The sequence below is a fragment of the Streptomyces sp. NPDC104761 genome, from assembly GCF_055583445.1.
The window spans coordinates 24,284-49,020 of sequence record NZ_JBVJNZ010000007.1 but is presented as its reverse complement, the minus strand read 5'-3'; the positions used below and the strand labels follow the sequence as shown (position 1 = coordinate 49,020).

The following is a 24,737-nucleotide window of genomic DNA, read 5'->3' as shown; positions in this document are numbered from 1 at the left end:
GTGCCCTTGACGGCGCGGGAGCGGGAGTGAAGACTCCTTCAACAGAACGTTGAATTCCGTTGCGTGGGTGTAAATCCCGTTTCGCGGAAGTAAAACGGCGGCCAGAGAGAGGGGTCCGGGTGTCCGACGCTGAACTGGTGCTGCGCTCGACGCGCGTCATCACCCCGGAGGGGACGCGGGCCGCCTCGGTCGCCGTCTCCGCCGGGAGGATCACGGCCGTACTGCCCTACGACGCCCCCCTCCCGGAGGGCGCCCGCCTGGAGGACTTCGGCGACGACGTCCTGCTGCCCGGCCTGGTCGACACCCATGTGCACGTGAACGACCCCGGCCGCACCGAGTGGGAGGGCTTCTGGACCGCCACCCGCGCGGCGGCCGCCGGCGGCATCACCACCCTGGTCGACATGCCGCTCAACTCCCTGCCGCCGACCACGACGGTCGAGAACCTCCGCGTCAAGCAACAGGTCGCCGCGGACAAGGCACACGTCGACGTCGGCTTCTGGGGCGGCGCGCTGCCCGACAACGTCAAGGACCTCCGCCCGCTGCACGAGGCCGGCGTCTTCGGCTTCAAGGCGTTCCTGTCGCCGTCCGGCGTGGACGAGTTCCCGCACCTCGACCAGGAACAGCTGGCCCGCTCCCTTGCGGAGATCGCCTCCTTCGACGGCCTGCTGATCGTGCACGCCGAGGACCCGCACCACCTGGCGGCAGCCCCGCAGCAGGGCGGCCCGAAGTACGCCGACTTCCTCGCCTCCCGTCCGCGCGACGCGGAGGACACGGCGATCGCCCAGCTGATCGCCCAGGCGAAACGCCTGCACGCGCGCGTGCACGTCCTGCACCTGTCCTCCTCCGACGCGCTGCCGCTGATCGCGGCGGCCAAGGCGGACGGCGTCCGCCTCACCGTCGAGACCTGCCCGCACTACCTCACCCTCACCGCCGAGGAGGTCCCGGACGGCGCCAGCGAGTTCAAGTGCTGCCCGCCCATCCGGGAGGCGGCCAACCAGGACCTGCTCTGGCAGGCGCTTGCCGACGGCACCGTGGACTGCGTGGTCACCGACCACTCGCCCTCCACGGCCGACCTCAAGACGAGCGACTTCGCGACCGCCTGGGGCGGCATCTCGGGCCTCCAGCTCAGCCTCGCCGCCGTGTGGACCGAGGCCCGCAGACGCGGCCACGGCCTCGAGGACGTGGTCCGCTGGATGTCGGCCCGCACGGCCGCGCTCGTCGGCCTCGACGACCGCAAGGGCGCCATCGCGCCCGGCCGCGACGCCGACTTCGCCGTCCTCGCGCCCGACGAGACCTTCACCGTGGACCCGGCCGGCCTGCAGCACCGCAACCGGGTCACCGCCTACGCGGGCAGGACCCTGTACGGCGTCGTGAGGTCCACCTGGCTGCGCGGCGAACGCATCGTCGCGGACGGCGAGTTCACGCCCCCGAGGGGCCACCTCCTCACCCGCACCCCCTGATCCCCTTCTTCTCCTCCCGCACCCGCAGCGGCCGACACCGAAAGGAACACCTTTGACGGCGATCCCGACCTTCACCGGCGACGCGCACCCCTACTCCGGCGGCGACCCGTACGCGGACTACCGCACCGCCGACTTCCCCTTCACCCAGTACGCCAACCTCGCCGACCGGCAGCTCGGGGCCGGTGTCATCGCCGCCAACGACGAGTTCTTCGCCCAGCGGGAGAACCTGCTGGTGCCGGGGCGGGCCGAGTTCGACCCCGAGCACTTCGGGCACAAGGGCAAGATCATGGACGGCTGGGAGACGCGCCGCCGCCGCGGGGTCTCGGCCGACCACCCCTGGCCCACCGCCGAGGACCACGACTGGGCGCTGGTCCGCCTGGGCGCGCCCGGTGTGATCCGCGGGATCGTCGTCGACACGGCCCACTTCCGCGGCAACTACCCGCAGGCGGTGTCCGTCGAGGGCACGTCGGTCGCGGGCTCGCCGTCCCCGGAGGCACTGCTCGGCGACGACGTCAAGTGGACGACCCTCGTCCCCCGTACCCCCGTCGGCGGCCACGCGGCGAACGGCTTCGCCGTCTCCGTCGAACAGCGCTTCACCCACCTGCGCGTCAACCAGCACCCCGACGGAGGCATCGCGCGCCTGCGCGTGTACGGCGAGGTGGTGCCGGACCCCGAGTGGCTCGCCGTGCTCGGCACCTTCGACGTGGCCGCCCTGGAGCACGGCGGCCGGGTGGAGGACGCCTCCGACCTCTTCTACTCGCCCGCGACCCACACCATCCAGCCCGGCCGCTCCCGCAAGATGGACGACGGCTGGGAGACGCGCCGCCGCCGCGACCAGGGCAACGACTGGATCCGCTACCGCCTGGTCACCCAGTCCCAGATCCGGGCGATCGAGATCGACACGGCCTACCTGAAGGGCAACAGCGCGGGCTGGGCGTCCGTGTCGGTACGGGACGGCGAGGACGGCGAGTGGCGGGAGATCCTCCCGCGCACCCGCCTCCAGCCGGACACGAATCACCGATTCGTCCTGGCCTCCCCGGCCGTGGGCACCGACGCGCGCGTGGACATCTTCCCGGACGGCGGAATCTCCCGCCTGCGCCTGTTCGGCACACCGACGCAAGCGGGCGCGGCGGCCCTGACCACACGGCACCGCGAACTGTCCTGACCCGTCTCCGCCCGCCCGACCCGCCTCTCGGGAACCCTTGGCTCGCGTGGGCCGGCGGACCCGGTATCAGCCGTCCGACCGGGGGGAGGCCTTCGCCGCGGGCGTCCCGGACCGCGAGTGGGGACGAGGGGCGTCCTCGCACGGCCCGGCGGACAGGTACGTCGTGCGCACGGTTCCGGCGTCGCTCTCGGCGTCGGACCGGGCGACCGTCGTGACCTCCAGGAGCTTGGAGGTCTCGGGGTCGATGACGACCCGACTGCTCCCGTACCCCGACGTCAGCTCGACGGCGGTGCCGACGCGTCCCGCGCTGTCCTTGACGCTTCCGGCCAGGCGCACGTGCGGGATGGCGGCGAGGACCTCGAAGAGCGCGGCCCGCAGACGAGGGCCGGCGGGCGCGTCGGCCAGCAGAGCCTCGACGCCGTTGAAGAGCTGCTCGTCGGCCTCGGTGCCGCCGGAACCGTCGAGGAGCCTCGCCCGGAGAGCCTTGGGCTCCGTCGGAAGGGTCGTCAGGTCGTCCCAGGTGACGGCCCTTTCGCGGGCCGGGGGCAGGCCGCCGACGTTCCACGACGTCAGCTCGTGCCGGCCCGGCTGTGCGAGACGGTAGCCCGTCGTGGACCGCGCACCGCCGTCGGGCGACAAGGCCCAGCCGTTCGCCAGGCCGGTGAACTCCACGACCTCGCCGTCGCCGGAGGAGGCGCGGAGGAACCTGTTCCGGCCGAGCCACTCGGTCGCGGTCTCGGTCCTGGTCCTCGGCCCCCCACCGGGAGCCGAGGAGGTCACCGACGTTCGCGTCTCGACCTTCCAGTACGGGGCGTCGGAGGCCGGCTCGGCGCCCGCGGTGTCCGCCATGCGGTGCAGGAATCCCGCCGCGTCGGCCGAGGCTGCCGGCGGGTTGCCCCCGACACCGATGGTGGGGTAGACGGCCGCGCCCGCCGCGACGGCGGCGACCGCCGCGGCGGAGACCAGGATCCGCCGCACGCGGTGGCGCGGCCGGGACCCGAAGGGAACCACCGTGGCGCTGTCTGCCGCGGCCGCGCGCACCGCGGTGAGCGCGGCGCTGACGACCGCCGGGTTCGGCGGGGCGACGTCACCCGCGGCCCGCAGCCGGTCCGCGCCGGGGAAGTCGAGGACATCCAGCCCGTGCTGCTCGTGCTCGGTCATGCGAAATCTCCTGTCAGGGGAAGCGAAGGGGCCGAGCCGAGCGCGGTGCGCAGCCGGGTACGGGCACGGTGCAGCCGGGAGCGGGCCGTGCCCGCGGGGATGCCGACCACGGCCGCGGCCTCCGAGGGCGTGAGCTGCTCCCAGGCGACGAGCAACAGCAGTTCGCGCTCCACGTGCGGCAGGCCGGCCAGCGTGTCGCGGATCAGCGGCGCGACCGCCGCGGCGTCCAGCCGCTGGTCGACGGCGCGCCACGGGTCGCTGGTCGCCTCGTCGCCGGGAAGCACCCGTCCGTCGAGTTCGCCGCGGCGCCGGTGCGCGGCCAGCACGTTCCTGGCCACACCGAAGAGCCAGGTACGCAGGGTGCCGCGAGCGGCGTCGTACGTGGCGCGGCCGCTGAAGGCCTGCAGCCACACCTCCGCCAGCAGATCGTCCGCGGCGCCCGGCGCCCGGCGCGCGAGGTAGCCGTGCAGCGCTTCCGAATGCCGCACCACCAACTGCTCGAACGCCTCTGGCTCCCGTATCGAGCGGGTGAGTAGATGCTCGTCCGTTTCCACCGGACCTCCCGTCGTCGCCGCGTGAACAGCGGCCCCACCCTGTACTTGTCGCAAGGGGCCCGGAGCGTTCGCCGCGGTGCGGCAGAAGTCTCGTGCCGACCGGGCGGCCGCGCGGAGGGAACCGCCGGGCCGTCGGTTACGTTCTTCTCTCGTGACCCTTCAGCAAGAAATCGTCGGCAACGCCATGCAGATGGCCGTCGTCAACCTGCACCCCGGCCAGACCGTGTACTGCGAGGCCGGCAAGTTCCTGTTCAAGACGACGAACGTGACCATGGAGACGCGGCTGAGCGGCCCCAACGGCGGCGGTCAGCAGCAGGGCGGCGGCGGTGGCGGTATGGGCGGCATGCTGCGCCAGGCCATGGGCACCGCCATGCAGGTCGGCCAGCGCATGCTCGCCGGTGAGTCGCTGGCGTTCCAGTACTTCAGCGCGCAGGGCGGGGAAGGCACCGTCGGCTTCGCCGGCGTGCTGCCCGGCGAGATGCGCGCCCTGGAGCTCAACGGCACGCGCGCGTGGTTCGCCGAGAAGGACGCCTTCGTGGCGGCCGAGTCCACCGTCGAGTTCGGCATCGCCTTCCAGGGCGGCCGTACCGGCATGAGCGGCGGCGAGGGCTTCATCCTGGAGAAGTTCACCGGCCACGGCACGGTGATCATCGCCGGCGCCGGCAACTTCATCGACCTGAACCCCGCCGACTTCGGCGGCCGCATCGAGGTCGACACGGGATGCGTCGTCGCCTTCGAGGAAGGTATCCAGTACGGCGTCCAGCGCGTCGGCGGCCTCAACCGTCAGGGCCTCATGAACGCCGTCTTCGGCGGCGAGGGCCTCTCCCTGGCCACCCTGGAGGGCAACGGCCGGGTGATCCTGCAGTCCCTCACCATCGAGAGCCTCGCCAACGCCCTGAAGAAGGCCCAGGGCGGCGACAAGCAGGGCCCGACCGGCGGACTGTTCTCCACGCACGCGGGGTGAGGGCGCACCGGAGACCGGCAGGACGATGAGTCTCCGGTGGGCCCAGGGGTCGGAACCGATGACGACGGACCGCACCCCAGGTCACCGTCGTGCCGCACCACTGCGATCGTGGCGCCGAGTTCTCCTATGACTTCGCGGCGCAGGGCCGGCCCGGTGAGGGGCCCGAACCGGCCACCGTGCCCCTCACCGTGGGGGGCGAGGGGCACGGCTCCGGGAGGACAGGGGCCGGAATCCCTGAGGGGCGCACCGTTCCTTGAGTCGGTCGGCGGGTGGATCAGCAGCTGAAGTCGACGAGGTCGAACGTGACGTAGTGGTCAGAGGTGTAGTAGTCCTCCTGGTACTCCTCGCCCGTGATGATCCGGCGCGCACCGCGGGTGGAGGAGCCCGGCGTCTTCACGGTGTACTCGTGGTAGTAGCCGGTGGGCTCGCTCGGCAGCACACCCTCCTGGTTGCGGAAGACGGTCCCGTCCTGGGAGTACGGGAACGGACCGTCCGACGCGATCAGGTCGAGCGTGTCGTACGCCTGCGCCGGCAGGTCGCTGTAGCAGATACTGCCGACCGAGGCGGCAGCGGCGTCCGCCGTGACGGCGGAGACGGTGCCGCCCACGAGGAGGGCGGACAGCAGGGCGCCCGCAGCGCCGATGCGGGTGATTCGTGGGGGGAATCTCATGGGCCCATGATGACGCGCGTAGAGTATGGCATGTCAATGACAAGTCGGCGGAATTTCCCGTCACGTCCCGTTCGTTTTCGCGAAGTTAACCTGCGCTGCGGCGCCTTCGAGGCCCCCTCGGCCGGTCAGGCGGTGCCGCCACCAGAGGTCGGAGCGCCACTGGCTACATCGCCGTCGTCGCTCGGCGTTCCGCCTGGTGGGTGTCCTCCTCCGGGTCGCGGTCGACGCATTTCGCCAGGCAGCGGGTGCGGGAGAGGGTGACGACGCCGTACGAGAGGAGGGCGACCCCGAACAGGGCCGGCACGACCCACATGCCGTGGCGGGGTGACTCGGCGTAGAGGGTGACTCCGAGACAGAAGCTGACCACGGCGTCGCCGAGGGTGAGTGCCGGCTGGGAGGCGATGAGGGGGCCTCCCTGCATGGCGTAGCCGAGCAGGATGATGGAGAACGAGCCGACCAGTGCGAAGCCGTAGGTCTGCCACGCGAGGAAGAACGCGGTGGCTCCCTGCCGGGACAGGATGTTCATCGCGGACTTCACCAGAGCCGCCGTGAGCGCGTTGCCGACGGCGGCGGCCGCGGCCAGGCAGGCCGCGCGGGCCAGGCCGTGCGGCCGGCGCAGGCCGACGAGGACGAGCGCGGCGCCGGCCGCGCCCGTGACGGCGATCGTGGGCACCCACCAGACGCCGGGGACCTGGGCGCGTCCGCCGGAGGGGGCGGCCGAGAAGAGGCTGATCGCCAGCCCCGCGAAGATCGCGGCGACGCACGCCCATGCCTTCCGGGAGACCTGGACCCGGAACACGAGGCTGCCGAAGACGAGCGCGAGCGGCAGCTCGAGGATGAAGACCGGCTGGACGGCGGCCAGGGTCCCGAAGTTGAGCGCCAGTGCCTGGAACAGGGCCGAGCCGATCACTCCGAGGATTCCGCCGAGCCAGACGGGATTGCGCAGCAGGTTCGCGACCAGGGCGAGCGGCGAGCGGGACTCGGGCGTGGCCGTGGCGGCACGTCGCTGCAGGACCGTGCCCCATGCGTTGCTGGCGGCGGCGAGCACGGCACAGGTGAACGCGACAATCATGTCGATCGCATCGCTTCCGGAGTGTCGGCCGCGTTCCGCGGGCGTGGCGCCACGGCCCCGGAAGTGCCCCGGGGCCGGCGGTCCGGATGCGGTGCGCGGCGGGGAACGGCGAAAGGGTGAGCGGTGCGCTCGTTTCAAGTGTCCGGCCGGAGCGCGGGGCGGGCGAACGGTGACGCCTGCGTCGCCGTCGCCGCAGCCGCCGCCTGCGGCCGGTCTCAGGCCCGGTGGTACTGGACGGGGGAGCCGACGCTGCCGCCGAGCTGGTCCGCGGCGTGCCGGGCCCAGTAGGGATTGCGCAGGAGTTCCCGGCCCAGCAGGACCGCGTCGGCGCTGCCGGAGGCGACGACCTTGTCGGCCTGCGCGGGCTCGGTGATCAGGCCCACGGCGGCCACGGGCATGCCGGTCTCGTTGCGGACGCGGTCGGCGAAGGGGACCTGGTAGCCGGGACCGCTCGTGATCTTCGCATCGGGGACGATGCCGCCGGTGGAGATGTCCATCAGGTCGACGCCGTGCGCCAGCAGCTCCCTGGCGAGGCGGACGGTGTCGTCGGCGGTCCAGCCCGTCCGCCCGTCCTCGGGGTTCTCCGACAGCCAGTCGGTCGCCGAGACGCGGAAGAACACCGGCAGCTCCTCGGGCCACACGGCGCGCACGGCGTCGACGACCTCCAGGGCGAAGCGGATCCGGCCCTCGAAGGAACCGCCGTACTCGTCGGTGCGCCGGTTGCTCTGCGGGGAGAGGAACTGGTGGATCAGGTAGCCGTGGGCACCGTGGATCTCGGCGATCTGGAAACCGGCCGCGCGGGCGCGTACGGCGGCGTCGGCGAACTGCTGGACGATCTCGCGGATGCCGTCCGTGGTCAGCTCCTCGGGCACCGTCGACGCCTCGTCGAAGGCCACCGCGCTGGGGCCCACCGGCGTCCACCCGTGCGGCTCGTCCGGGGCGATCGGGCGCCCGCGGTCGACCCAGGTGCGCTCGGTCGACGCCTTGCGCCCCGCGTGCGCCAGCTGGATCCCGGGGACCGTGCCCTGCGACGTCAGGAAGGCGGTGATGCGCCGGAAGGCGGCGACCTGCTCGTCGTTCCAGATGCCGAGGTCGTAGGGGGAGATCCGGCCCTCGGGGCTGACGGCCGCGGCCTCGGTGATGATCAGACCGGTGCCGCCGGCGGCGCGCGCGGCCAGGTGGGAGAAGTGCCAGTCCGTCGGGACGCCGGCCGCCGCACCGTCCGGCTCCGCGCTGTACTGGCACATCGCCGCCATCCAGATGCGGTTGGGAATCGTCAGCGACTTGAGGTCGAAGGGGGCGAAGAGCGGGTTCAACACGCGACTCCTTGAGAGGTCCGTCGGGGGTGCCGTGCGGCCGGGCGGTCGGAAACGGTCCCTGCGCCCGATACTGGAGTCATAATTGCATGCGCGGGTATTTTATTTCCGCCCACTATCGGCATCCACATGTATCGCGCCGGTCGCTCACCCGCCACCTGGCCTCCGGCTCCCCGCCGCGCGGCGAACAGCGCACGCCGGCACGATCAGCGCGACGCTCGCGTAGACGCCGTAGGCGTCGGGAAAGGCGAGCCGCCGCAGGAGACCCACCCGCCAGTGGGTGAACTCGTGCACCAGACCCAGCACACTGTGCCAGGGCGAGGAGTCCGAGCAGTTCCCACAACCGTTTCACGGCACGACCCTCGCCCCGCGTCCTCCCCCCCGCACCATCGGCCGTGGGGCGGGCCGTGCCCGCCGGAAGACCCTCCGCCCGCGCGCGTGGCGCACCGAAAGTCCACACGGGCCCAACTTTGGTCGACGATCCCGTGCGCGAGTAGGTGACACGGGCCGGTCCTGCGTAGATTTGTCGACCGTGAGCGGTGACATCTCCATACGGACGTTCGAGGGGCGGCGGTGGCTGTTCCCCTCCGCCGTGATCCATGAACTCGACCCCGAGGCCGGTCCGGCCGGCCGCCGGCCCCGGCGCACCGCGCGTGACTGGCTCGTCGACTTCAGCTGTTTCCTGCTGGCCGTCCTCCTCGGCGCGGCCACCGCCAACACCATGCGCCAGGACCCGAACGTCCCGCACGGCCTCGCCGTCGCCGACCAGCTGATCGGCGGCCTGGCCTGCGCCGCGGTCTGGCTGCGCCGCCGCTGGCCGACCGGTCTGGCCATCGCCATGATCCCGGTCAGCTTCGCTTCCGACACCGCCGGCGGCGCCTCCATGGTCGCGCTGTTCACGCTCGCCGTGCACCGCCCGTTCCGGCACGTCGCCTGGATCACCGCCGCCAACCTCGTGCTGGTCCCGCTCTTCTACTGGGTGCGCCCCGACCCCGACCTGCCCTACCTGGCCGTCGTCATCCTCGTCGTGCTGCTCACCCTCCTGGTGGTCAGCCTCGGCATGTTCGTGCGCTCCAAGCGGCAGCTGATGGTCAGCCTGCGCGACCGGGCCCGGCGGGCCGAGACCGAGGCCGGGCTGCGGGCCGAGCGGGCCCAGCGGCTGGCCCGGGAGGCCATCGCCCGTGAGATGCACGACGTCCTCGCCCACCGGCTGACCCTGCTCAGCGTGCACGCCGGAGCGCTGGAGTTCCGGCCCGACGCGCCCCGGGAGGAGGTGGCCCGCGCGGCCGGGGTCATCCGGGAGAGCGCCCACGAGGCCCTCCAGGACCTGCGCGAGATCATCGGTGTGCTGCGCGCCGCCGACGGCGAGGAGGCGGGCGGCCGGCCACAGCCGACCCTGGCCGCGCTGGAGTCACTGGTCGCCGAATCACGAGGTGCCGGCATGAAGGTGGTGCTGGACAACCACGTCGGCGACCCGGCCTCCGTCCCCGCCTCCGTCGGCCGCACCGCCTACCGCATCGCCCAGGAGGGTCTCACCAACGCCCGCAAGCACGCCCCCGGCGCCGAGGTCACCGTCCGCGTCACCGGCGCCCCGGGCGACGGCCTGGACATCACCGTGCACAACCCGGCCCCCGCGACCGAGACCCCGCACGTCCCCGGCTCCGGCCAGGGCCTGATCGGCCTGGCCGAACGCGCCACGCTGGCCGGGGGACGGCTGGAGCACCGGCCCGTCGGCGACGGCGGCTTCGAGGTGCGCGCCTGGCTGCCCTGGGCCGCCGCCTCCCCGGCCACGTGACGACCGGGCGACCGGGCACGTACCGCCCGACCCGCGTGATTACGTAGGCGCCGTGACCACGATCAGACTGCTGCTCGTCGACGACGATCCGCTGGTGCGCGCCGGGCTCGCCCTCATGATGGGCGGGGCCGGGGACATCGAGATCGTCGGGGAGGGTGCCGACGGCGACGAGGTCGAGGCGCTCGTGGACCGCACCCGCCCGGACGTCGTGCTGATGGACATCCGGATGCCTTCCGTGGACGGACTCACCGCCACCGAGCGGCTCCGCGCGCGTGCCGACCCCCCGCAGGTCGTCGTCCTGACCACCTTCCACGCCGACGAACAAGTGTTGCACGCCCTGCGCGCGGGAGCCGCCGGGTTCGTCCTCAAGGACACCCCGCCCGCCGAGATCGTCGCCGCGGTCCGCCGGGTGGCGGCCGGCGACCCCGTGCTGTCGCCCGCCGTCACCCGGCAGCTGATGGCGCACGCGGCCGGCACCCGCGCGGACACCCGGCAGGCACGCGCGCGTGACCGGCTCGCCGCCCTCAACGACCGTGAGCGCGAGGTCGCCGTCGCCGTCGGCCGGGGCCTCGCCAACGCCGAGATCGCCACCGGGCTCTTCATGAGCGTCGCCACCGTCAAGACCCACGTCTCCCGCATCCTGGCCAAGCTCGGCCTCAACAACCGCGTCCAGATCGCCCTGCTCGCGTACGACGCGGGACTGCTGGAGGAATAGGGCGCCTGCGGGGCACCTGTGGGGCGGCCCGTGCGTTCTCCGGGTACGGGACGGCCTCGGGGACCTCCTGAAGGGGGAGCAGAGCATGCAGGTGACCGACCTCGGCGAGTACGGCGACGGTCTGCGCACGGACCCGCACACGGTGTACGCGCGACTGCGCGAGCGCGGCCCGGTGCACCGCGTGCGCTGGCCCCTTCCCGACCAGTACCACGAGACCTGGCTGGTCGTCGGGTACGAGGAGGCGCGCGCGGCGCTCGCCGACCCCCGGCTGGCCAAGGCCACCGAGAAGATCGGCTTCAAGTTCCTCGACGAGGAGCTGATCGGCACGTACCTGCTGGTCGCCGACCCGCCCCAGCACACCAGGCTGCGCGGCCTGATCACGCGCGCGTTCACCGCCCGCCGGGTGGCCGGTCTCGAGCCGAGGATCCAGGAGATCACGGACCGGCTGCTCGACGAGATGCTCCCGCGGGGCCGCGCCGACCTGATCGACGCTCTCGCCTACCCGCTGCCCATCACCGTGATCAGCGAACTGCTCGGCGTCCCGGAGCTGGACCGCGAGCGGTTCCGGAAACTGTCCAACGAGGTGGTCGCGCCCAGCGATCCGGGCAGCGAGTACGACGCCTGCGTCGCGCTCGCCGACTATCTGGCGGAGCTGATCGAGGACAAGCGGTGCGCGGGGCCGAGCGGGGACCTGCTCAGCGACCTGATCCGCACCACCGGCGAGGACGGCGACCGGCTCTCCGCCGGTGAGCTGCGTGGCATGGCCTACCTCCTGCTGATCGCCGGCCACGAGACCACCGTCAACCTCATCGGCAACGGGGTCCTCGCCCTGCTCACCCACCCGGACCAACTGGCCGCCCTGCGCGCCGACATGAGCCTCCTGGACGGCGCGATCGAGGAGACCCTGCGCTGGGAGGGCCCGGTGGAGAACGCCACGTACCGGTACGCCGCCGAGCCCCTGGAGATCGCCGGGACCGCCATCGACCGGGGCGCCCCCGTGATGATCAGCCTCGCCGGCGCGGACCGCGACGGTGACCGCTACCCCGAGCCCGACCGCTTCGACATCCGCCGCGACCACCGCGGGCACCTCGCCTTCGGCCACGGCATCCACTACTGCCTGGGCGCACCCCTGGCCCGCCTGGAGGGCCGGATCGCCCTGCGCACCCTCCTGGAGCGCGCTCCGGACCTCGCCCTTGACGGCCCGCACGGGCAGTGGCTGCCGGGGACCCTGATGAGAGGGGTGCGCAGCCTCCCCGTGGCCTGGTAGCCGCGGCCGGAGCGGCCGCCGCCGGTCAGGCCAGGCGGTCCGGGATCTCCGCGAGCGCCACCGGTCTGCGCTCGTGCCGGGAGATCTCGCAGGCTTCCGCGATCCGCAGCGCCTGGAGCGCCTCGCGCCCGTCGCAGGGGTTGGCCAGCCGGCCCCGCACCACGTCGACGAAGGCGCGCAGCTCGGCCTCGTAGGCGGGCCCGAACCGCTCCAGGAAACCGGGCCAGGGCTTGTCCGCGGGCGGCGGACCGGTCGGCTCGGTCGAGGCCACCGGCGTACGGTCGTCCAGGCCCACCACCACGGTGTCCTGTTCGCCGGCCAGCTCCATCCGCACGTCGTACCCGGCGCCGTTCAGCCGGGTCGCGGTCGCCGTGGCCAGCGTGCCGTCGGCGAGGGTGAGCACCGCCGCGGCAGTGCTGACGTCACCGGCCTCGCGGAACATCGCGGGCCCCGCGTCCGAGCCGGTCGCGTACACGTCGACGACCTCCCGGCCGGTCACCCAGCGCAGCACGTCGAAGTCGTGGATCAGCGTGTCCCGGAACAGCCCGCCGGACAGCGGCAGCCACTCCGGCGGGGGCGGGGACTGGTCGGAGGTCAGCGCCCGTACGGTGTGCAGCCGCCCGAGCCGCCCCGAGCGCACCGCCTCGCGCGCACCCGCGTACCCCTTGTCGAAACGCCGCTGGAAGCCCATCTGCAGCACTGTCCCAGCCTTCTCCACCTCCGCCAGGGCCTGCAGCGTGCCCGGCAGGTCGAGGGCGATCGGCTTCTCGCAGAAGACCGGCAGCCCGGAGCGGGCCGCCCGGCCGATCAGGTCGGCGTGGGCCGAGGTCGCGGCGGTGATCACCACGGCGTCCACGCCCCACTTGAAGATCTCGTCCGTCCCGGGTGCCGCCGTCTCCCCGAGCCGGTGCGCCAGATCCTGGGCCCGCTGGGGATCCACGTCCGTGAGGATCAGCGATCCGACCTCGCGATGACGGCTGAGCGTGTTCGCGTGAATGGTGCCGATGCGGCCCGTCCCGATGACCCCGATGCGCATGGGAACAAGGTGCTGGTGCATCCCGCGCGCTGTCAATCCATATGTCCGGACAATCGAACTACACAACTTCCCGTCAACCCGTCACGGAGATACGCTCGGCCCCGTGCCGAAACCAGACGTGGACCCGACCGTGACGCTCGACCTCCGTGTGGACCGGAGTTCCCCGGTCCCGTTGTACTTCCAGCTCGCCCAGCAGCTGGAAGCGGCGATCGAGCGCGGCTCGCTCACCCCCGGCAGCCTGCTGGGCAACGAGATCGAGCTCGCCGGACGGCTCGGCCTGTCCCGTCCGACGGTCCGCCAGGCCATCCAGTCCCTCGTGGACAAGGGCCTGCTGGTCCGCCGCCGGGGTGTCGGCACCCAGGTCGTGCACAGCCAGGTCAAGCGCCCGCTGGAGCTCAGCAGCCTCTACGACGACCTGGAGTCGGCCGGCCAGCGCCCCGCGACGAAGGTGCTGGTCAACACCATCGTCCCGGCGTCCGCCGAGGTCGCGGCCGCGCTCGGGGTCGCCGAGGCCGCCGACGTGCACCGCGTCGAACGGCTGCGGCTGGCGCACGGCGAGCCCATGGCGTACCTGACCAACCACCTGCCCCCCGGCCTGCTCGACCTGGACACCGCCCAGCTGGAGGCGACCGGACTGTACCGGCTGATGCGGAGCGCCGGGATCACCCTGCACAGTGCCCGCCAGTCCATCGGCGCGCGCGGCGCCACGGCCGCCGAGGCGGACCGGCTCACCGAGCCGGAGGGCGCCCCGCTGCTCACCATGCAGCGCACCACCTACGACGACACCGGCCGAGCCGTCGAGTTCGGCGACCACATCTACCGCCCGACCCGCTACTCCTTCGAGTTCCAGCTGCTGGTGCGGTCCTGAGGATGCCCACGTCCTGGTCCTGATGTCCGGACAAGGTGACCATGTCGGGGAAGGGGCTCTGCGACGCCCCTGAAAGGGGCGCGGGGAACTGCGCGACCAGCCAACGGACGGCCCGCATCCGGCAACGGCACCGCACCCCTCCCTTATCTCCCCCGAACGGCACTGCACGCACGCGTACGGCAGAATCGAGCCCGATGAGCACCTACCGCGACCTCACCGCCCCCATCGGCTCCCGCCGCGCCCCCGTCCTGCGGACCGTCGGCACCCGGGAACGCCGCTCCCACCTGACGGCCCCCCGCGTGCCCACGGTCGGCATCGACATCGGCGGCACCAAGGTCATGGCGGGCGTCGTGGACGCCGACGGCAACATCCTGGAGAAGCTCCGCACGGAGACCCCGGACAAGTCCAAGAGCCCGAAGGTCGTCGAGGACACGATCGTCGAACTGGTCCTGGACCTGTCCGACCGGCACGACGTGCACGCCGTCGGCATCGGCGCGGCCGGCTGGGTCGACGCCGACCGCAACCGTGTGCTGTTCGCCCCCCACCTGTCCTGGCGGAACGAGCCGCTGCGCGACCGCCTCGCCGGCCGTCTCGCCGTGCCCGTCCTGGTCGACAACGACGCCAACGCCGCCGCCTGGGCCGAGTGGCGGTTCGGCGCCGGCCGCGGCGAGGACCACCTCGTCATGATCACGCTCGGCACCGGCATCGGCGGCGCGATCCTGGAGGACGGCCAGGTCAAGCGCGGCAAGTACGGCGTCGCGGGCGAGTTCGGCCACATGCAGGTGGTGCCCGGCGGCCATCGCTGCCCGTGCGGCAACCGCGGCTGCTGGGAGCAGTACAGCTCCGGCAACGCGCTGGTCCGCGAGGCCAAGGAGCTGGCCGCCGCCGACTCCCCGGTGGCCTACGGGATCATCGAGCACGTCAAGGGCAACATCGGCGAGATCTCCGGTCCGATGATCACCGAGCTGGCCCGCGAGGGCGACGCGATGTGCGTCGAACTGCTCCAGGACATCGGCCAGTGGCTCGGCGTCGGCATCGCCAACCTCGCCGCCGCCCTCGACCCCTCCTGCTTCGTGATCGGCGGTGGCGTCAGCGCCGCCGACGACCTGCTGATCGGCCCCGCGCGGGACGCCTTCAAGCGCCAGCTGACCGGCCGCGGCTACCGCCCCGAGGCCCGGATCGCCCGCGCCCAGCTCGGCCCCGAGGCCGGCATGGTCGGCGCCGCCGACCTCGCCCGCCTGGTCGCCCGCCGGTTCCGGCGCGCCAAGCGGCGCCGGGTCGAGCGGTACGAGCGCTACGAGCGGTTCGCGGAGGCCCGCCGCACCCAGGACACCGCATGACCGCTTCGCTGCCCCGGCAGGCCGAGTCCCCGGAGGAACCGCAGCGCCCGCCCGAGACCCCGGGGCACAAGGCCCGCCGCCGTGCGCTGACGCTGCTGATCATCGTCCTGCTCATCGGCGTGCCGGCCGGCTATCTGGTGATCTCCGCCAACCAGAGCCGCAACAGCGGCAAGGACAAGGAGTCCAAGTACTCGGCGACCGGCCTCTCCGAGGGGTGGCCGTCGAAGGTGCAGCGGCGCCTCTACCAGGTGCCGGTCCCGCACCCGGCCGACCGGATCGCGTACTACGAGACGAACAACTGGAAGACCAGCCGTCTCTACGTCCAGTTCCGCACCAACAGCGCCGGACTGGACAGCTTCCTGGCGGGCATGGGCGTCAACCGGGACGCGCTCAGGAAGGACGACATCACCATCAGCTCCCGCGACCAGAAGATCAGCGGCTGGAAGTTCACCGGCCCTGGGACCTGGTCGGGCCTGACACACAAGCAGAAGAACCCGGCGCCCACCCAGGACGTGGTCGTGAACACCGCCGACCCGGACTATCCGATGATCTACGTCGTCTCCCGCACCGTCCCCTAGCGGCGCCCCCCGGCAGGCCGGCCGGGGCCGATTGTCAGACCCCGCCCGTACAGTCGAAGACGTCTGATCCGACAGGTGGGCGGGAGGTGGCAGAACGTATGAGCGGCACGACGGCCGGGGCCGACGTGGACGTACCGGTGCGCCTGGCGGCGGTCTACCTGCCCGCCGGCCTCCCGCGCCGGGGCCGGATGGCCTTCTGGGACCCCACCGGGGACCCGCTGCCCGCGACCGCGACCGAGGAGCTCACGGTCGTACGACCGCACGGCGCCACCGGGGTCCGCCGCCGGCAGGTGCCCGCGCTCACCCTGCCGCTCGCCGCCGCCCTCCCGGTGCTCGTCCGGGCCCGCCGCGACCCGGCCGCCCACCCCGCCACCGCCTGCTGGGGCGCCGCCGCCCTGCACGCCCTGCGCCTCGCCGCCCGCGGCCGGCTGCTGCCCGGCCTCACCCCGGCAGGACACGACGCCTGGCGGGCCGGCCCCCTGGAGCCGGCCGACATCGCCCACCTGCGCGCGGTCGCCGCCGCCCTGCCCGCCGAGGGCCACGCCGTCCCGCTGCCCGGCCCAGGACCGCTCCTGCTGCCCCGGCCGGAAGCCCTGATCCGCTCCTTCCTGGACGCGGTCGCCGACACCCTGCCCCGCACCCCGGCCGCCCCGCACACCGCGGGCCGGCCCTTCGCCGCCCGCGAAGCCCAGCGGCTGCCCGACGCCCAGGAGTGGGCCGCGGAGGTCGCCGCCGGCATGGACGCGGGCGTGCGCATCTCGCTGCGCCTGGACCTGTCGGCCTACGACCTGTTCGACGACGGGGAGGGCGCGCGCCGCGCGGGAGCCGCGATCGTCCAGGTGCACAGCCTGGCCGACCCGACCCTGGTGACCGACGCGGCGGCACTGTGGTCGGGGACCTCCGACGCCGCCTTCGGCCCCCGCGCGCGCGTGGACGCGGCGCTGGCCGTGCGCCGCGCGGCGCGGGTGTGGCCGCCGCTGGCCCGCCTGGCGGAGCAGGACGTGCCGGACGTCCTCGCGCTCTCCGAGGAGGAGCTCGGGCAGCTGCTCGGGGTCGCGGCGACCAGGCTCGCGGCGGCCGGGGTCGCCGTGCACTGGCCCCGGGACCTGGCCCAGGACCTGACCGCGGCGGCCGTGGTCAGGCCCGCCCCCGGCTCGGCCACCGACGGCACCGGCTTCTTCGAGAGCGAGGAACTGCTCCAGTTCCGCTGGCAGCTGGCGCTCGGCGGCGACCCGCTCAGCGACGCCGAGATGGACGCCCTCGCCGAGGCCCACCGACCGGTCGTGCGGCTGCGGGACCGCTGGGTGCTCGTCGACCCCGCCCTCGTCCGCAAGGCACGCAGGCGCGAACTGGGCGTGCTCGACCCGGTCGACGCGCTCTCCGTGGCGCTCACCGGCGAGGCAGAGGTGGACGGCGAGCGGGTCGAGGCGGTCCCCGTCGGCCTCCTCGCGGCCCTGCGCGACCGCCTCACCGCCGGCGTCCGGCCGGCCGAGCCGCCCGCCGGCCTGCACGCCACCCTGCGCGACTACCAGCTCCGCGGCCTGGCCTGGCTCGACCTGATGACCGGCCTGGGCCTCGGCGGCTGCCTCGCCGACGACATGGGCCTCGGCAAGACGATCACCGTCATCGCCCTGCACCTCAAGCGCGCCCGCACCGAACCGACCCTGGTGGTCTGCCCGGCCTCGCTGCTCGGCAACTGGCAGCGGGAGATCGCCCGGTTCGCGCCCGGCGTCCCGGTCCGCCGCTTCCACGGCCCCGACCGCACCCTGGACGGCCTCGCCGGCGGCTTCGTCCTCACCACGTACGGCACCATGCGCGCCGCCGCGAGCCGGCTCGCCGAACAGCCCTGGGGCATGGTCGTCGCCGACGAGGCACAGCACGTCAAGAACCCCTACTCGGCCACCGCGAAAGCCCTGCGCACCATCCCCACCCCCGCGCGCGTGGCGCTCACCGGCACCCCTGTGGAGAACAACCTCTCCGAGCTGTGGGCCCTCCTCGACTGGACCACCCCCGGACTCCTCGGCCCGCTCAAGTCCTTCCGCGCCCGGCACGCGCGCGCCGTGGAGAACGGCGAGGACGACGAGGCCGTGGCGCGGCTCGCCCGGCTGGTCCGCCCCTTCCTCCTGCGCCGCAAGAAGTCCGACCCCGGGATCGTGCCCGAACTCCCGCCCAAGACCGAGACCGACCACCCCGTCCCGCTCACCCGCGAACAGGCCGCGCTGTACGAGGCGGTGGTGCGCGAGTCGCTGCTCGCCATCGAGACGGCCGACGGCATCGCGCGCCGCGGCCTGGTGCTCAAGCTCCTCGGCGCCCTGAAGCAGATCTGCGACCATCCCGGGCTGTACCTCAAGGAGGAGCAGTCCCGCATCGAGGGCCTGGCCGCCCGCTCCGGCAAACTCGCCCTGCTGGACGAGCTGCTGGACACCGTGCTCGCCGAGGACGGCTCGGCGCTCGTCTTCACGCAGTACGTCGGCATGGCCCGTATGATCACCGCGCACCTCCAGGCCCGCGCGGTCCCGGTCGACCTGCTGCACGGCGGCACCCCGGTGCCGGAGCGGGAGCGCATGGTGGACCGCTTCCAGAGCGGCGCGACCCCGGTCCTCGTCCTCTCCCTCAAGGCCGCGGGCACCGGCCTCAACCTCACCAGGGCCGGCCATGTCGTCCACTTCGACCGCTGGTGGAACCCGGCGGTCGAGGAACAGGCCACCGACCGCGCCTACCGCATCGGCCAGACCCAGCCCGTCCAGGTGCACCGTCTGGTCACCGAGGGCACCGTCGAGGACCGCATCGCCGAGATGCTGGAGGCCAAGCGCGCCCTCGCCGACGCGATCCTGGGCTCCGGTGAAGCCGCCCTGACCGAACTGACGGACCGTGAGCTGTCCGACCTGGTGTCGTTGCGGAGGACGTCATGAGCGCGGGCGAGGAGCGGCCGGGGGACGCGGCACGGCGTGCGTTGCGGGCGGCGCGGGCGCGCGAGGCGGAGACCGGGGGCGACGGGGCGGCTCCGGACGGGGGAGAGGAGGAGCGGGTCCCGAGGCCGGGGGACGCCGCGCGGCTCGCGCTGCGGGTGGCCGCCGCCGCGAAGGAGGCGGAGCAGCGGGACGCCGAGCCCGCAGGCGAGCCCGATGCCATCGCCGGCCGGACCGAGCAGGCCGGCACCGGCGCCTGGGCCGCGGTACCGCCGGGCGGCCGTCCCGGCGACGTGGCGCGGGCGGCGCTGCGGGCGGCGCGCGCGGAGGCGAGGCGGGCCGAGGAGGCGGCTGAGTCGGCAGCTTCCGAACAGTCCGCGGCCCGCCCGGCACGGCGACCGCCGTCGCCTTCGGGGCCGTCCCCTGCGGCCCCGGTGTCCGCGGCTCGCGGTCGCACCGCCCGTGACCTGAAGCAGTTCCTGACGACCGCGTTCCGGATGCCGACGGACGAGTCCGGGCCGGAGCCGTCTGGGCCCGCGCCGGTGCCCTCCGAGTCCGGGCCGGAGCCGTCCGAGTTCGGGCCGGAGCCGTCCGAGTTCGGGCCGGAGCCGTCTGGGCCCGCGCCGGGGCCCTCCGAGCCCTGGCCGGTGCCCTCCGACCCCGGGCCGGAACCGTCCGAGCCCAGGCTGGAACCGTCCGATCCCAGGCCGAAACCGTCCGATCCCGCTCAGGGACCTTCTGAGCCCGGACTCGCCACCACCTCCACCACCCCCACCACCCCCCATCTCCCGCGCACCATGGGCACCCCCCACCGCGACACCGAACTCCGCCGTACCTTCCCGTCCCTGCCGTCCCGTACCGCCGCCCCCGCCGCTGCTTCCGGATTCGCCGAGACCTGGTGGGGCAACGCCTGGGTGCGGGCGCTCGAAGAGGGCGCACTGGACGTGAAGAGGCTTGGGCGCGGGCGGAGTTACGCCGAGCGCGGGCACGTGGACGCCATCACCGTGACCCCGGGACTGGTCCTGGCGTATGTGCAGGGCAGCCGGCCCCGGCCGTACCGCGTGCAACTGCGGCTGCGGACCTTCGGCGAGGACGAGTGGGAGCGGCTGCTGGAGGCCGCCGCCGACCGGCCCGCCGACATCGCGGCGCTGCTCGACAAGGAGCTGCCGCAGACCCTCGCCGACAGCGGGGTTCCGCTGCTGCCGGGGCCCGGTGAGCTCGAACCCCGCTGCAGTTGCCCGGACTTCGGTCACCCCTGCAAGCACGCGGCCGCCCTCTGCTACCAGACCGCGCGCCTGCTGGACGCCGACCCGTTCGTGCTGCTCCTGCTGCGCGGCCGCGGGGAGCGCGAGGTGCTGGACGCGCTGTCCCGGCGCAACGCCGCCCGCACGGCCCGGGAGCGGCGGCCGGCCGCGCTGCCGGGCATCCGGGCCACCGAGGCCCTCGTACCGCGTCAGCTCCCGCCGCTGCCGCCTCCGTTGCCGTTGCCGGCGCACCCCGAGCAGCCGCCGGTGTATCCGGCGGTGCCCGGCGGCCCGGACCCGTTCGCGCTGGACCAGCTGGCCACCGACGCGGCCGCCCGCGCCCACGCCCTGCTCACCACCGGACACGACCCGGTCGGCGACCTGACCCTCTGGCAGGACGCGGTGCGGCTCGCCGCCGCCCGCCCCGGTTCCGGCCTGACCGCGTCCACCCGCGCCCTCTACGCCACCCTCGCGGACGCCGTCGGCCGTACCCCCGGCGACCTGGCCCGCGCGGTCGCCGCCTGGCGGCAGGGCGGCCCTGAGGGGCTGGCCGTACTCGAGGAGCCCTGGGACCCCCCGGCCGGGCGCTTCGACCGGGCCCGGCCGCTGCTGCTCGCCGCCGACCTCCCGGCCTTCCGGCCGTGGCACAACCACCTCACCCACCCCGGCGGCCACCTCCAGCTCCGCTTCGGCCGCGACGGCCTGTGGTACGCCTACGAGTCGGAGCCGGGCCACGACGACTGGTGGCCCAGAGGCACCCCCGACCTGGACCCGGTGGGCGCGCTGACGGGCCTGGGCGCGTCGGACGACGTCTGAGCGTCGCGGCTGCTCCCTGCTCCTCGGCCCCGCGCGGCGGCGGACGTCAGGGCTCCTCGACCGACACGGCGACCGGGGTGCCGGCCTCGATCGTGCGGCTCACCGTGCACAGCCGGTCGTGGGAGACGGCGACCGCCCGGGGCAGGATCGCGCGGGCGCGGTCGCCGGCCGCGCCGGCCGGGAAGCTGACGGAGAAGGCGACCGCCAGGTCCGTCATCCGGTTTCCGTCCTCGTCGCTCACCTTGTGGCCGCTGACCGTGACGGTGAACGCGGCAGGCTCGACGTGACGGCTCGTGGACACGTCGACGTCCGCCGCCGTGCAGCCTCCGATCGCGGCGAGCAGCAGTTCGACCGGGGTGAATCCGGTGCCGTCGCCGGTCTCGAAGGCGATGGTGCCGCCGCGGGCGTTCGTGGCGGTGAAACGGCCGGTGCCGGTGCGTTCGACCGTCACGAGGCGCAGGGAGTCTTCGTTCGTGGAGCTCATGGGGACGAACCTAGGGCACCGGCAGTCAGCGCAGGATGTTGACGGCCCGCGCCACCACCAGGACCACCGTCACCAGGGAGACCGAGGACTGCAGCATCATCAGCATCTTGGCCCAGCGCGACAACGGCATCACGTCGGTCGGGCTGAACGCGGTGGAGTTGGTGAAGGACAGGTACAGGTAGTCGAGAAAACCGGGCTCCCAGTCCCGCGGTGCGGTCTCCGGACTCTGCATCTGCACGAAGAGGAAGTCTGGGTACTGGTGCCGGCCGAGGACCCGTGCCATCGGCCCGCCGCGGTCCCACTCCCAGTACCAGAGGGCGAACACAATGACGTTGGTCAGCCAGATGCCCCCGCCGGTCAGCAGCAGCGGCCCGGCGTCACGGCCCTCGGTGCCGTTCACGAGCCCCGCCACCAGGCGGACCGCCGACCAGCCGTTGGCCAGGCTGATCACCCCCATCAGCACCAGGCCCAGCAGCCGCAGCCAGCGGGTGCGGGGCTCGACCCGCCGGGGGTTGCCGGCGATGACGCCGGCCAGCAGCACCACCTCCAGGACCGGCAGGGCCCAGTACGGCTGGAAGACGAGCCGGCGGGGCAGCATCAGCTGCAGGGCGATCGCCACCAGTATCACGGCGGTCACCGCCCACCGCGGCTCGCCCCGGGTGGCCCTGCGCCACGCGGGCACCACGCCGTGCTCGCCGCTCTCCAGCAGCCCCTCGATCCTCGCCAGCCGGTTCTCGGCGTCGGACATTCGGTCGCTCATGCTCATGATTGTCCCGAGCCCCGCCCCGGTCCACCGACCGGCCCGGCCCTGACGCCGCCAGGCGCCGCCTCCGCCTTCGTCTCTTGGCGTTTGTGAGGATGCTGTAGGCGACGGCGAGGAGGGCTTCCTGCCGCCGGAGCCCCTCCCTACGCTCCGGTTCTCATGACAACAGAACACGCGCAGCAGTCTCAGGGGCACGGCGGGCACAGCCGCAGGCGTTTCCTGGCCGCGGGCGGGGGAGTGGTCGCCGCGGCGGCCGCCGGTGCGGTCGGCGCCTTAGGGGCCGCAGGCAGCGCGGTCGCCGCCTCCGGCAAGCGTGTCGCCGTACTCGGCGGCGGAGTCTCCGGCCTCAGCGCCGCTCACGAACTCGCCGAACGCGGCTACGAGGTCACGGTCTACGAGTACTACGACGCCCTCGGCGGCAAGGCCCGCTCGATGGACGTCCCCGGGACCGGAACGGGCGGCCGCAAGCCGCTCCCCGGCGAGCACGGCTTCCGCTTCTTCCCCGGCTTCTACCGGAACCTGCCGGACACCATGCGCCGCATCCCCTTCCCCGGCAGCGCGAACGGCGTCCACGGCAACCTCCGCAACGGCACGGAGGAGTTGTTCGCACGCGACTCGGGCCGCCCGGACCTGCACTTCCCGCTCCGCCGGGTCACCACCCCGCCCGCCCCCGGCGACCTCACCCCGTCCTGGATCCGCGACCAGGTCCTGTCGGTGCTGGACCTCGGCACCCACCTGCCCGCCCACGAGGCCGCCTACTTCGCCGACCGCCTCCTGGTCCACCTCACCAGTTGCGACGCCCGCCGCGAGGGCGAGTGGGAGAAGGTCGCGTGGTGGGACTTCATCCGGGCCGGTGAAATGAGCCGCGAGTACCAGGTGCTCCTCGGCATCGGCCAGACCCGCAACCTCGTCGCCACCCGCGCCGAGGTCGCCTCCACCCGCACCGTCGGCCGCGTCATCATCGAGGCCCTCATCCTGTGGGGCCTGCTCGGCCGCGGCATGGACGGCGACGCGGACGTCGACCGGGTGCTGAACGCCCCGACCAGCGAGGCCTGGATCGACCCCTGGGAGACCCATCTGCGCTCCCTGGGCGTCGGGTTCGTGCTCGGCACCGAGGCCAGGGAGATCGTGTACGACGGGGGACGGGTGACCGGCGTACGGGTGGCGGCCCGCGACGGCAGCCGGCAGCGCACCGTCACCGCCGACCACTACGTCTGCGCCCTCCCGGTCGAGCACGCGCGCGCGACCTGGGGCGCGGCCCTGCGCGCCGCCGACCCGCAGCTCGGGCGGTGCGACGCGCTGAAGACGGACTGGATGACCGGCGTGATGTTCTACCTGCGCACACCGACACCGGTCGTGCACGGCCACATCAACTGCCTCGACTCACCCTGGGCGGTCACCGGAATCGGCCAGACGCAGTTCTGGGACGTCCGGGACTTCGCACGGGACTACGGAGACGGACAGGCCCACGAGTGCCTGTCCACGATCATCTCCGAGTGGGACAAGCCCGGCATCCTGTACGGCAAGACCGCCCGTGAGTGCACCAAGGACGAGATCGTCGCCGAACTGTGGGCCCAGCTGAAGGACGGGCTGAACGACTCGGGCAAGACGACGCTCAGGGACGAGGACCGGCTCGGCTGGTTCATGGACCCGGCGGTGACGGGCCTCGGCGGGCCCGACCCGCAGAACCGCGAGCAGCTCCTCATCCACCCCACCGGCACGCTCTACCACCGCCCGTCGGCGAGAACGGCGGTGCCGAACCTCTTCCTCGCGGGCGACTACATCCGCACCGACGTGGACCTCGCGACCATGGAGGGCGCCAACGAGTCCGCCCGGCGCGCCGTCAACGCCCTGCTGGACGCCGACGGTTCGGATGCGGAACGGTGTCACATCTGGGAGCTGTTCCGGCCGCCGGAGCTGGAGCCCCTGAAACGCGTCGACGAGGTGCGCTACCGCCTGGGCCTGCCCAACACCTTCGACCTGGGCTAGCGGCGGCCCGGCGGCGGAGCGGAGAGGAGGGCATGGGCGATCTCAGGACCCTCGCGCACGCCGGATCCGCCGTCGTACGCGCCCTGGTGAGGGAACTGCGGGCCACCTTCCCCCAGGGCGTGCACCTGCACGGCGCCGGCGCGTGAACGGCCGGCCGGTCAGCCGCCAACTGGGCGTCCACGGCGTGCTCTGCGCCCCTTCCTCGCGCTCACGGCCATGTCCTGGACCGGCCCCCGGCGACGGCCGCACGGCGCAGCATCCGGAAGGCCAGCAGGACGGTGACGGGCCACAGCACGGTAAGGCACCACAGGGCGGCGAGGTCGGAGGTGAGTATCCCGGTCACGAGCAGAAGCAATGAGACACAGGTCAGCACGGCGACCGACAGGGGCAGCCACGTCGGCCGGGTGCCCGGGTGGCGCATCCGCCGCGCGAGACGCCGGTCCTGGTGAAGTCCTGCCTCGATACCCCACAGGGCGAGGCGCTCGTGCGGCGACAGCGCGACGCCTTCGGGGTCGTTTCGGCTTTCCACGGTGAGTACCTCATTCGTCCGGCGCGGGGCACGGGACCTCTC

General features: G+C 73.4%; 21 protein-coding genes. 12 read left to right on the top strand and 9 right to left on the bottom strand.

Annotation, left to right across the window (positions count from 1 at the left end):
* Positions 1–119 precede the first annotated feature (119 nt).
* Together allB and alc are read left to right on the top strand one after the other, a co-directional pair.
* Positions 120–1,460, top strand: coding sequence for an allantoinase AllB (gene allB / locus ACZ63F_RS20080; protein ID WP_469712591.1), 1,341 nt, complete (start codon positions 120–122; stop codon positions 1,458–1,460).
* Positions 1,461–1,512: 52 nt separating this feature from the next.
* Entirely contained in the window at positions 1,513–2,625 is a 1,113-nt protein-coding gene (gene alc / locus ACZ63F_RS20075) for an allantoicase (RefSeq protein ID WP_469712589.1), read from the top strand.
* Between the two features lie 66 nt (positions 2,626–2,691).
* On the opposite strand, the gene ACZ63F_RS20070 is transcribed toward alc, so the two are convergent.
* Positions 2,692–3,786: a CU044_5270 family protein gene (locus ACZ63F_RS20070; RefSeq protein ID WP_469712587.1), complete on the bottom strand. Its 1,095-nt coding sequence runs from the start codon at positions 3,784–3,786 to the stop codon at positions 2,692–2,694.
* Positions 3,783–4,340 (bottom strand): RNA polymerase sigma factor, encoded by a 558-nt coding sequence (locus tag ACZ63F_RS20065; protein ID WP_469712585.1) that lies wholly within the window; start codon positions 4,338–4,340, stop codon positions 3,783–3,785. The genes ACZ63F_RS20070 and ACZ63F_RS20065 overlap by 4 nt, the downstream gene beginning before the upstream one ends.
* A gap of 151 nt (positions 4,341–4,491) precedes the next feature.
* Between ACZ63F_RS20065 and ACZ63F_RS20060 the strand changes: the two genes are divergently transcribed.
* The gene (locus ACZ63F_RS20060; protein ID WP_469712583.1) at positions 4,492–5,304 is read left to right on the top strand and encodes an AIM24 family protein; all 813 of its coding nucleotides are present in this window, start codon (positions 4,492–4,494) and stop codon (positions 5,302–5,304) included.
* Positions 5,305–5,578: 274 nt separating this feature from the next.
* Here the strand turns inward: ACZ63F_RS20060 and ACZ63F_RS20055 are convergent, their stop codons facing one another.
* The 3 genes from ACZ63F_RS20055 to ACZ63F_RS20045 all read right to left on the bottom strand — a co-directional run bounded on the left by ACZ63F_RS20055 (position 5,579) and on the right by ACZ63F_RS20045 (position 8,362).
* Complete coding sequence (locus ACZ63F_RS20055; RefSeq protein WP_469712581.1) at positions 5,579–5,974, bottom strand: ribonuclease domain-containing protein; 396 nt, start codon at positions 5,972–5,974, stop codon at positions 5,579–5,581.
* 163 nt (positions 5,975–6,137) lie between these two features.
* A complete protein-coding gene (locus tag ACZ63F_RS20050; RefSeq protein WP_469712580.1) occupies positions 6,138–7,046 on the bottom strand; it encodes a DMT family transporter in 909 nt (302 codons plus the stop codon).
* 215 nt (positions 7,047–7,261) lie between these two features.
* Positions 7,262–8,362: an NADH:flavin oxidoreductase/NADH oxidase gene (locus tag ACZ63F_RS20045; RefSeq protein WP_469713070.1), complete on the bottom strand. Its 1,101-nt coding sequence runs from the start codon at positions 8,360–8,362 to the stop codon at positions 7,262–7,264.
* 523 nt (positions 8,363–8,885) lie between these two features.
* Here ACZ63F_RS20045 and ACZ63F_RS20040 point away from each other — a divergent pair.
* The 3 genes from ACZ63F_RS20040 (at position 8,886) to ACZ63F_RS20030 (ending at position 12,139) form a co-directional block, all read left to right on the top strand.
* Entirely contained in the window at positions 8,886–10,157 is a 1,272-nt protein-coding gene (locus tag ACZ63F_RS20040) for a sensor histidine kinase (RefSeq protein ID WP_469712578.1), read from the top strand.
* 52 nt (positions 10,158–10,209) lie between these two features.
* Positions 10,210–10,872: a response regulator transcription factor gene (locus ACZ63F_RS20035; RefSeq protein ID WP_352367640.1), complete on the top strand. Its 663-nt coding sequence runs from the start codon at positions 10,210–10,212 to the stop codon at positions 10,870–10,872.
* 85 nt (positions 10,873–10,957) lie between these two features.
* A complete protein-coding gene (locus tag ACZ63F_RS20030; protein WP_469712577.1) occupies positions 10,958–12,139 on the top strand; it encodes a cytochrome P450 family protein in 1,182 nt (393 codons plus the stop codon).
* Between the two features lie 25 nt (positions 12,140–12,164).
* Here ACZ63F_RS20030 and ACZ63F_RS20025 read toward each other — a convergent pair whose 3' ends face one another.
* A complete protein-coding gene (locus tag ACZ63F_RS20025) occupies positions 12,165–13,175 on the bottom strand; it encodes a Gfo/Idh/MocA family protein (protein ID WP_469712576.1) in 1,011 nt (336 codons plus the stop codon).
* Positions 13,176–13,305: 130 nt separating this feature from the next.
* Here ACZ63F_RS20025 and ACZ63F_RS20020 point away from each other — a divergent pair, with 130 nt between their 5' ends.
* From ACZ63F_RS20020 to ACZ63F_RS20000, 5 genes are all read left to right on the top strand, one after another.
* Positions 13,306–14,043 carry a GntR family transcriptional regulator gene (locus ACZ63F_RS20020; protein WP_469713069.1) on the top strand — a complete coding sequence of 246 codons (738 nt, stop codon included), beginning with the start codon at positions 13,306–13,308 and terminating at the stop codon, positions 14,041–14,043.
* A gap of 194 nt (positions 14,044–14,237) precedes the next feature.
* Entirely contained in the window at positions 14,238–15,383 is a 1,146-nt protein-coding gene (locus ACZ63F_RS20015) for an ROK family glucokinase (protein ID WP_469712574.1), read from the top strand.
* On the top strand, positions 15,380–15,961 hold the full coding sequence (locus ACZ63F_RS20010) for a sugar kinase (protein ID WP_469712573.1): 582 nt from the start codon (positions 15,380–15,382) through the stop codon (positions 15,959–15,961). The genes ACZ63F_RS20015 and ACZ63F_RS20010 overlap by 4 nt, the downstream gene beginning before the upstream one ends.
* A gap of 98 nt (positions 15,962–16,059) precedes the next feature.
* Positions 16,060–18,873 carry a DEAD/DEAH box helicase gene (locus ACZ63F_RS20005; RefSeq protein ID WP_469712572.1) on the top strand — a complete coding sequence of 938 codons (2,814 nt, stop codon included), beginning with the start codon at positions 16,060–16,062 and terminating at the stop codon, positions 18,871–18,873.
* Positions 18,870–20,930: an SWIM zinc finger family protein gene (locus ACZ63F_RS20000; protein WP_469712571.1), complete on the top strand. Its 2,061-nt coding sequence runs from the start codon at positions 18,870–18,872 to the stop codon at positions 20,928–20,930. Before ACZ63F_RS20005 ends, ACZ63F_RS20000 begins: the two co-directional genes overlap by 4 nt.
* A 46-nt stretch (positions 20,931–20,976) precedes the next feature.
* On the opposite strand, the gene ACZ63F_RS19995 is transcribed toward ACZ63F_RS20000, so the two are convergent.
* The gene (locus ACZ63F_RS19995; RefSeq protein WP_469712569.1) at positions 20,977–21,414 is read right to left on the bottom strand and encodes an OsmC family protein; all 438 of its coding nucleotides are present in this window, start codon (positions 21,412–21,414) and stop codon (positions 20,977–20,979) included.
* Positions 21,415–21,439: 25 nt separating this feature from the next.
* The gene (locus ACZ63F_RS19990; protein ID WP_469712568.1) at positions 21,440–22,174 is read right to left on the bottom strand and encodes a hypothetical protein; all 735 of its coding nucleotides are present in this window, start codon (positions 22,172–22,174) and stop codon (positions 21,440–21,442) included.
* A 162-nt stretch (positions 22,175–22,336) separates the two neighbouring features.
* Here ACZ63F_RS19990 and ACZ63F_RS19985 point away from each other — a divergent pair, with 162 nt between their 5' ends.
* Complete coding sequence (locus ACZ63F_RS19985) at positions 22,337–24,166, top strand: hydroxysqualene dehydroxylase (protein WP_469712566.1); 1,830 nt, start codon at positions 22,337–22,339, stop codon at positions 24,164–24,166.
* A 208-nt stretch (positions 24,167–24,374) separates the two neighbouring features.
* Here ACZ63F_RS19985 and ACZ63F_RS19980 read toward each other — a convergent pair whose 3' ends face one another.
* Positions 24,375–24,695: a DUF3040 domain-containing protein gene (locus ACZ63F_RS19980; protein WP_469712565.1), complete on the bottom strand. Its 321-nt coding sequence runs from the start codon at positions 24,693–24,695 to the stop codon at positions 24,375–24,377.
* Positions 24,696–24,737: the final 42 nt, after the last annotated feature.

Coding starts and splice junctions, on each gene's coding strand:
- ACZ63F_RS19985 (WP_469712566.1), top strand. CDS start 22,337: ATGACAACAGAACACGCGCAGCAGTCTCAGGGGCACGGCGGGCACAGC.
- ACZ63F_RS20015 (WP_469712574.1), top strand. CDS start 14,238: ATGAGCACCTACCGCGACCTCACCGCCCCCATCGGCTCCCGCCGCGCC.
- ACZ63F_RS20005 (WP_469712572.1), top strand. CDS start 16,060: ATGAGCGGCACGACGGCCGGGGCCGACGTGGACGTACCGGTGCGCCTG.
- ACZ63F_RS20000 (WP_469712571.1), top strand. CDS start 18,870: ATGAGCGCGGGCGAGGAGCGGCCGGGGGACGCGGCACGGCGTGCGTTG.
- ACZ63F_RS20010 (WP_469712573.1), top strand. CDS start 15,380: ATGACCGCTTCGCTGCCCCGGCAGGCCGAGTCCCCGGAGGAACCGCAG.
- ACZ63F_RS20070 (WP_469712587.1), bottom strand. CDS start 3,786: ATGACCGAGCACGAGCAGCACGGGCTGGATGTCCTCGACTTCCCCGGC.
- ACZ63F_RS19990 (WP_469712568.1), bottom strand. CDS start 22,174: ATGAGCGACCGAATGTCCGACGCCGAGAACCGGCTGGCGAGGATCGAG.
- ACZ63F_RS20055 (WP_469712581.1), bottom strand. CDS start 5,974: ATGAGATTCCCCCCACGAATCACCCGCATCGGCGCTGCGGGCGCCCTG.
- ACZ63F_RS19995 (WP_469712569.1), bottom strand. CDS start 21,414: ATGAGCTCCACGAACGAAGACTCCCTGCGCCTCGTGACGGTCGAACGC.
- ACZ63F_RS20025 (WP_469712576.1), bottom strand. CDS start 13,175: ATGCGCATCGGGGTCATCGGGACGGGCCGCATCGGCACCATTCACGCG.
- ACZ63F_RS20030 (WP_469712577.1), top strand. CDS start 10,958: ATGCAGGTGACCGACCTCGGCGAGTACGGCGACGGTCTGCGCACGGAC.
- ACZ63F_RS20050 (WP_469712580.1), bottom strand. CDS start 7,046: ATGATTGTCGCGTTCACCTGTGCCGTGCTCGCCGCCGCCAGCAACGCA.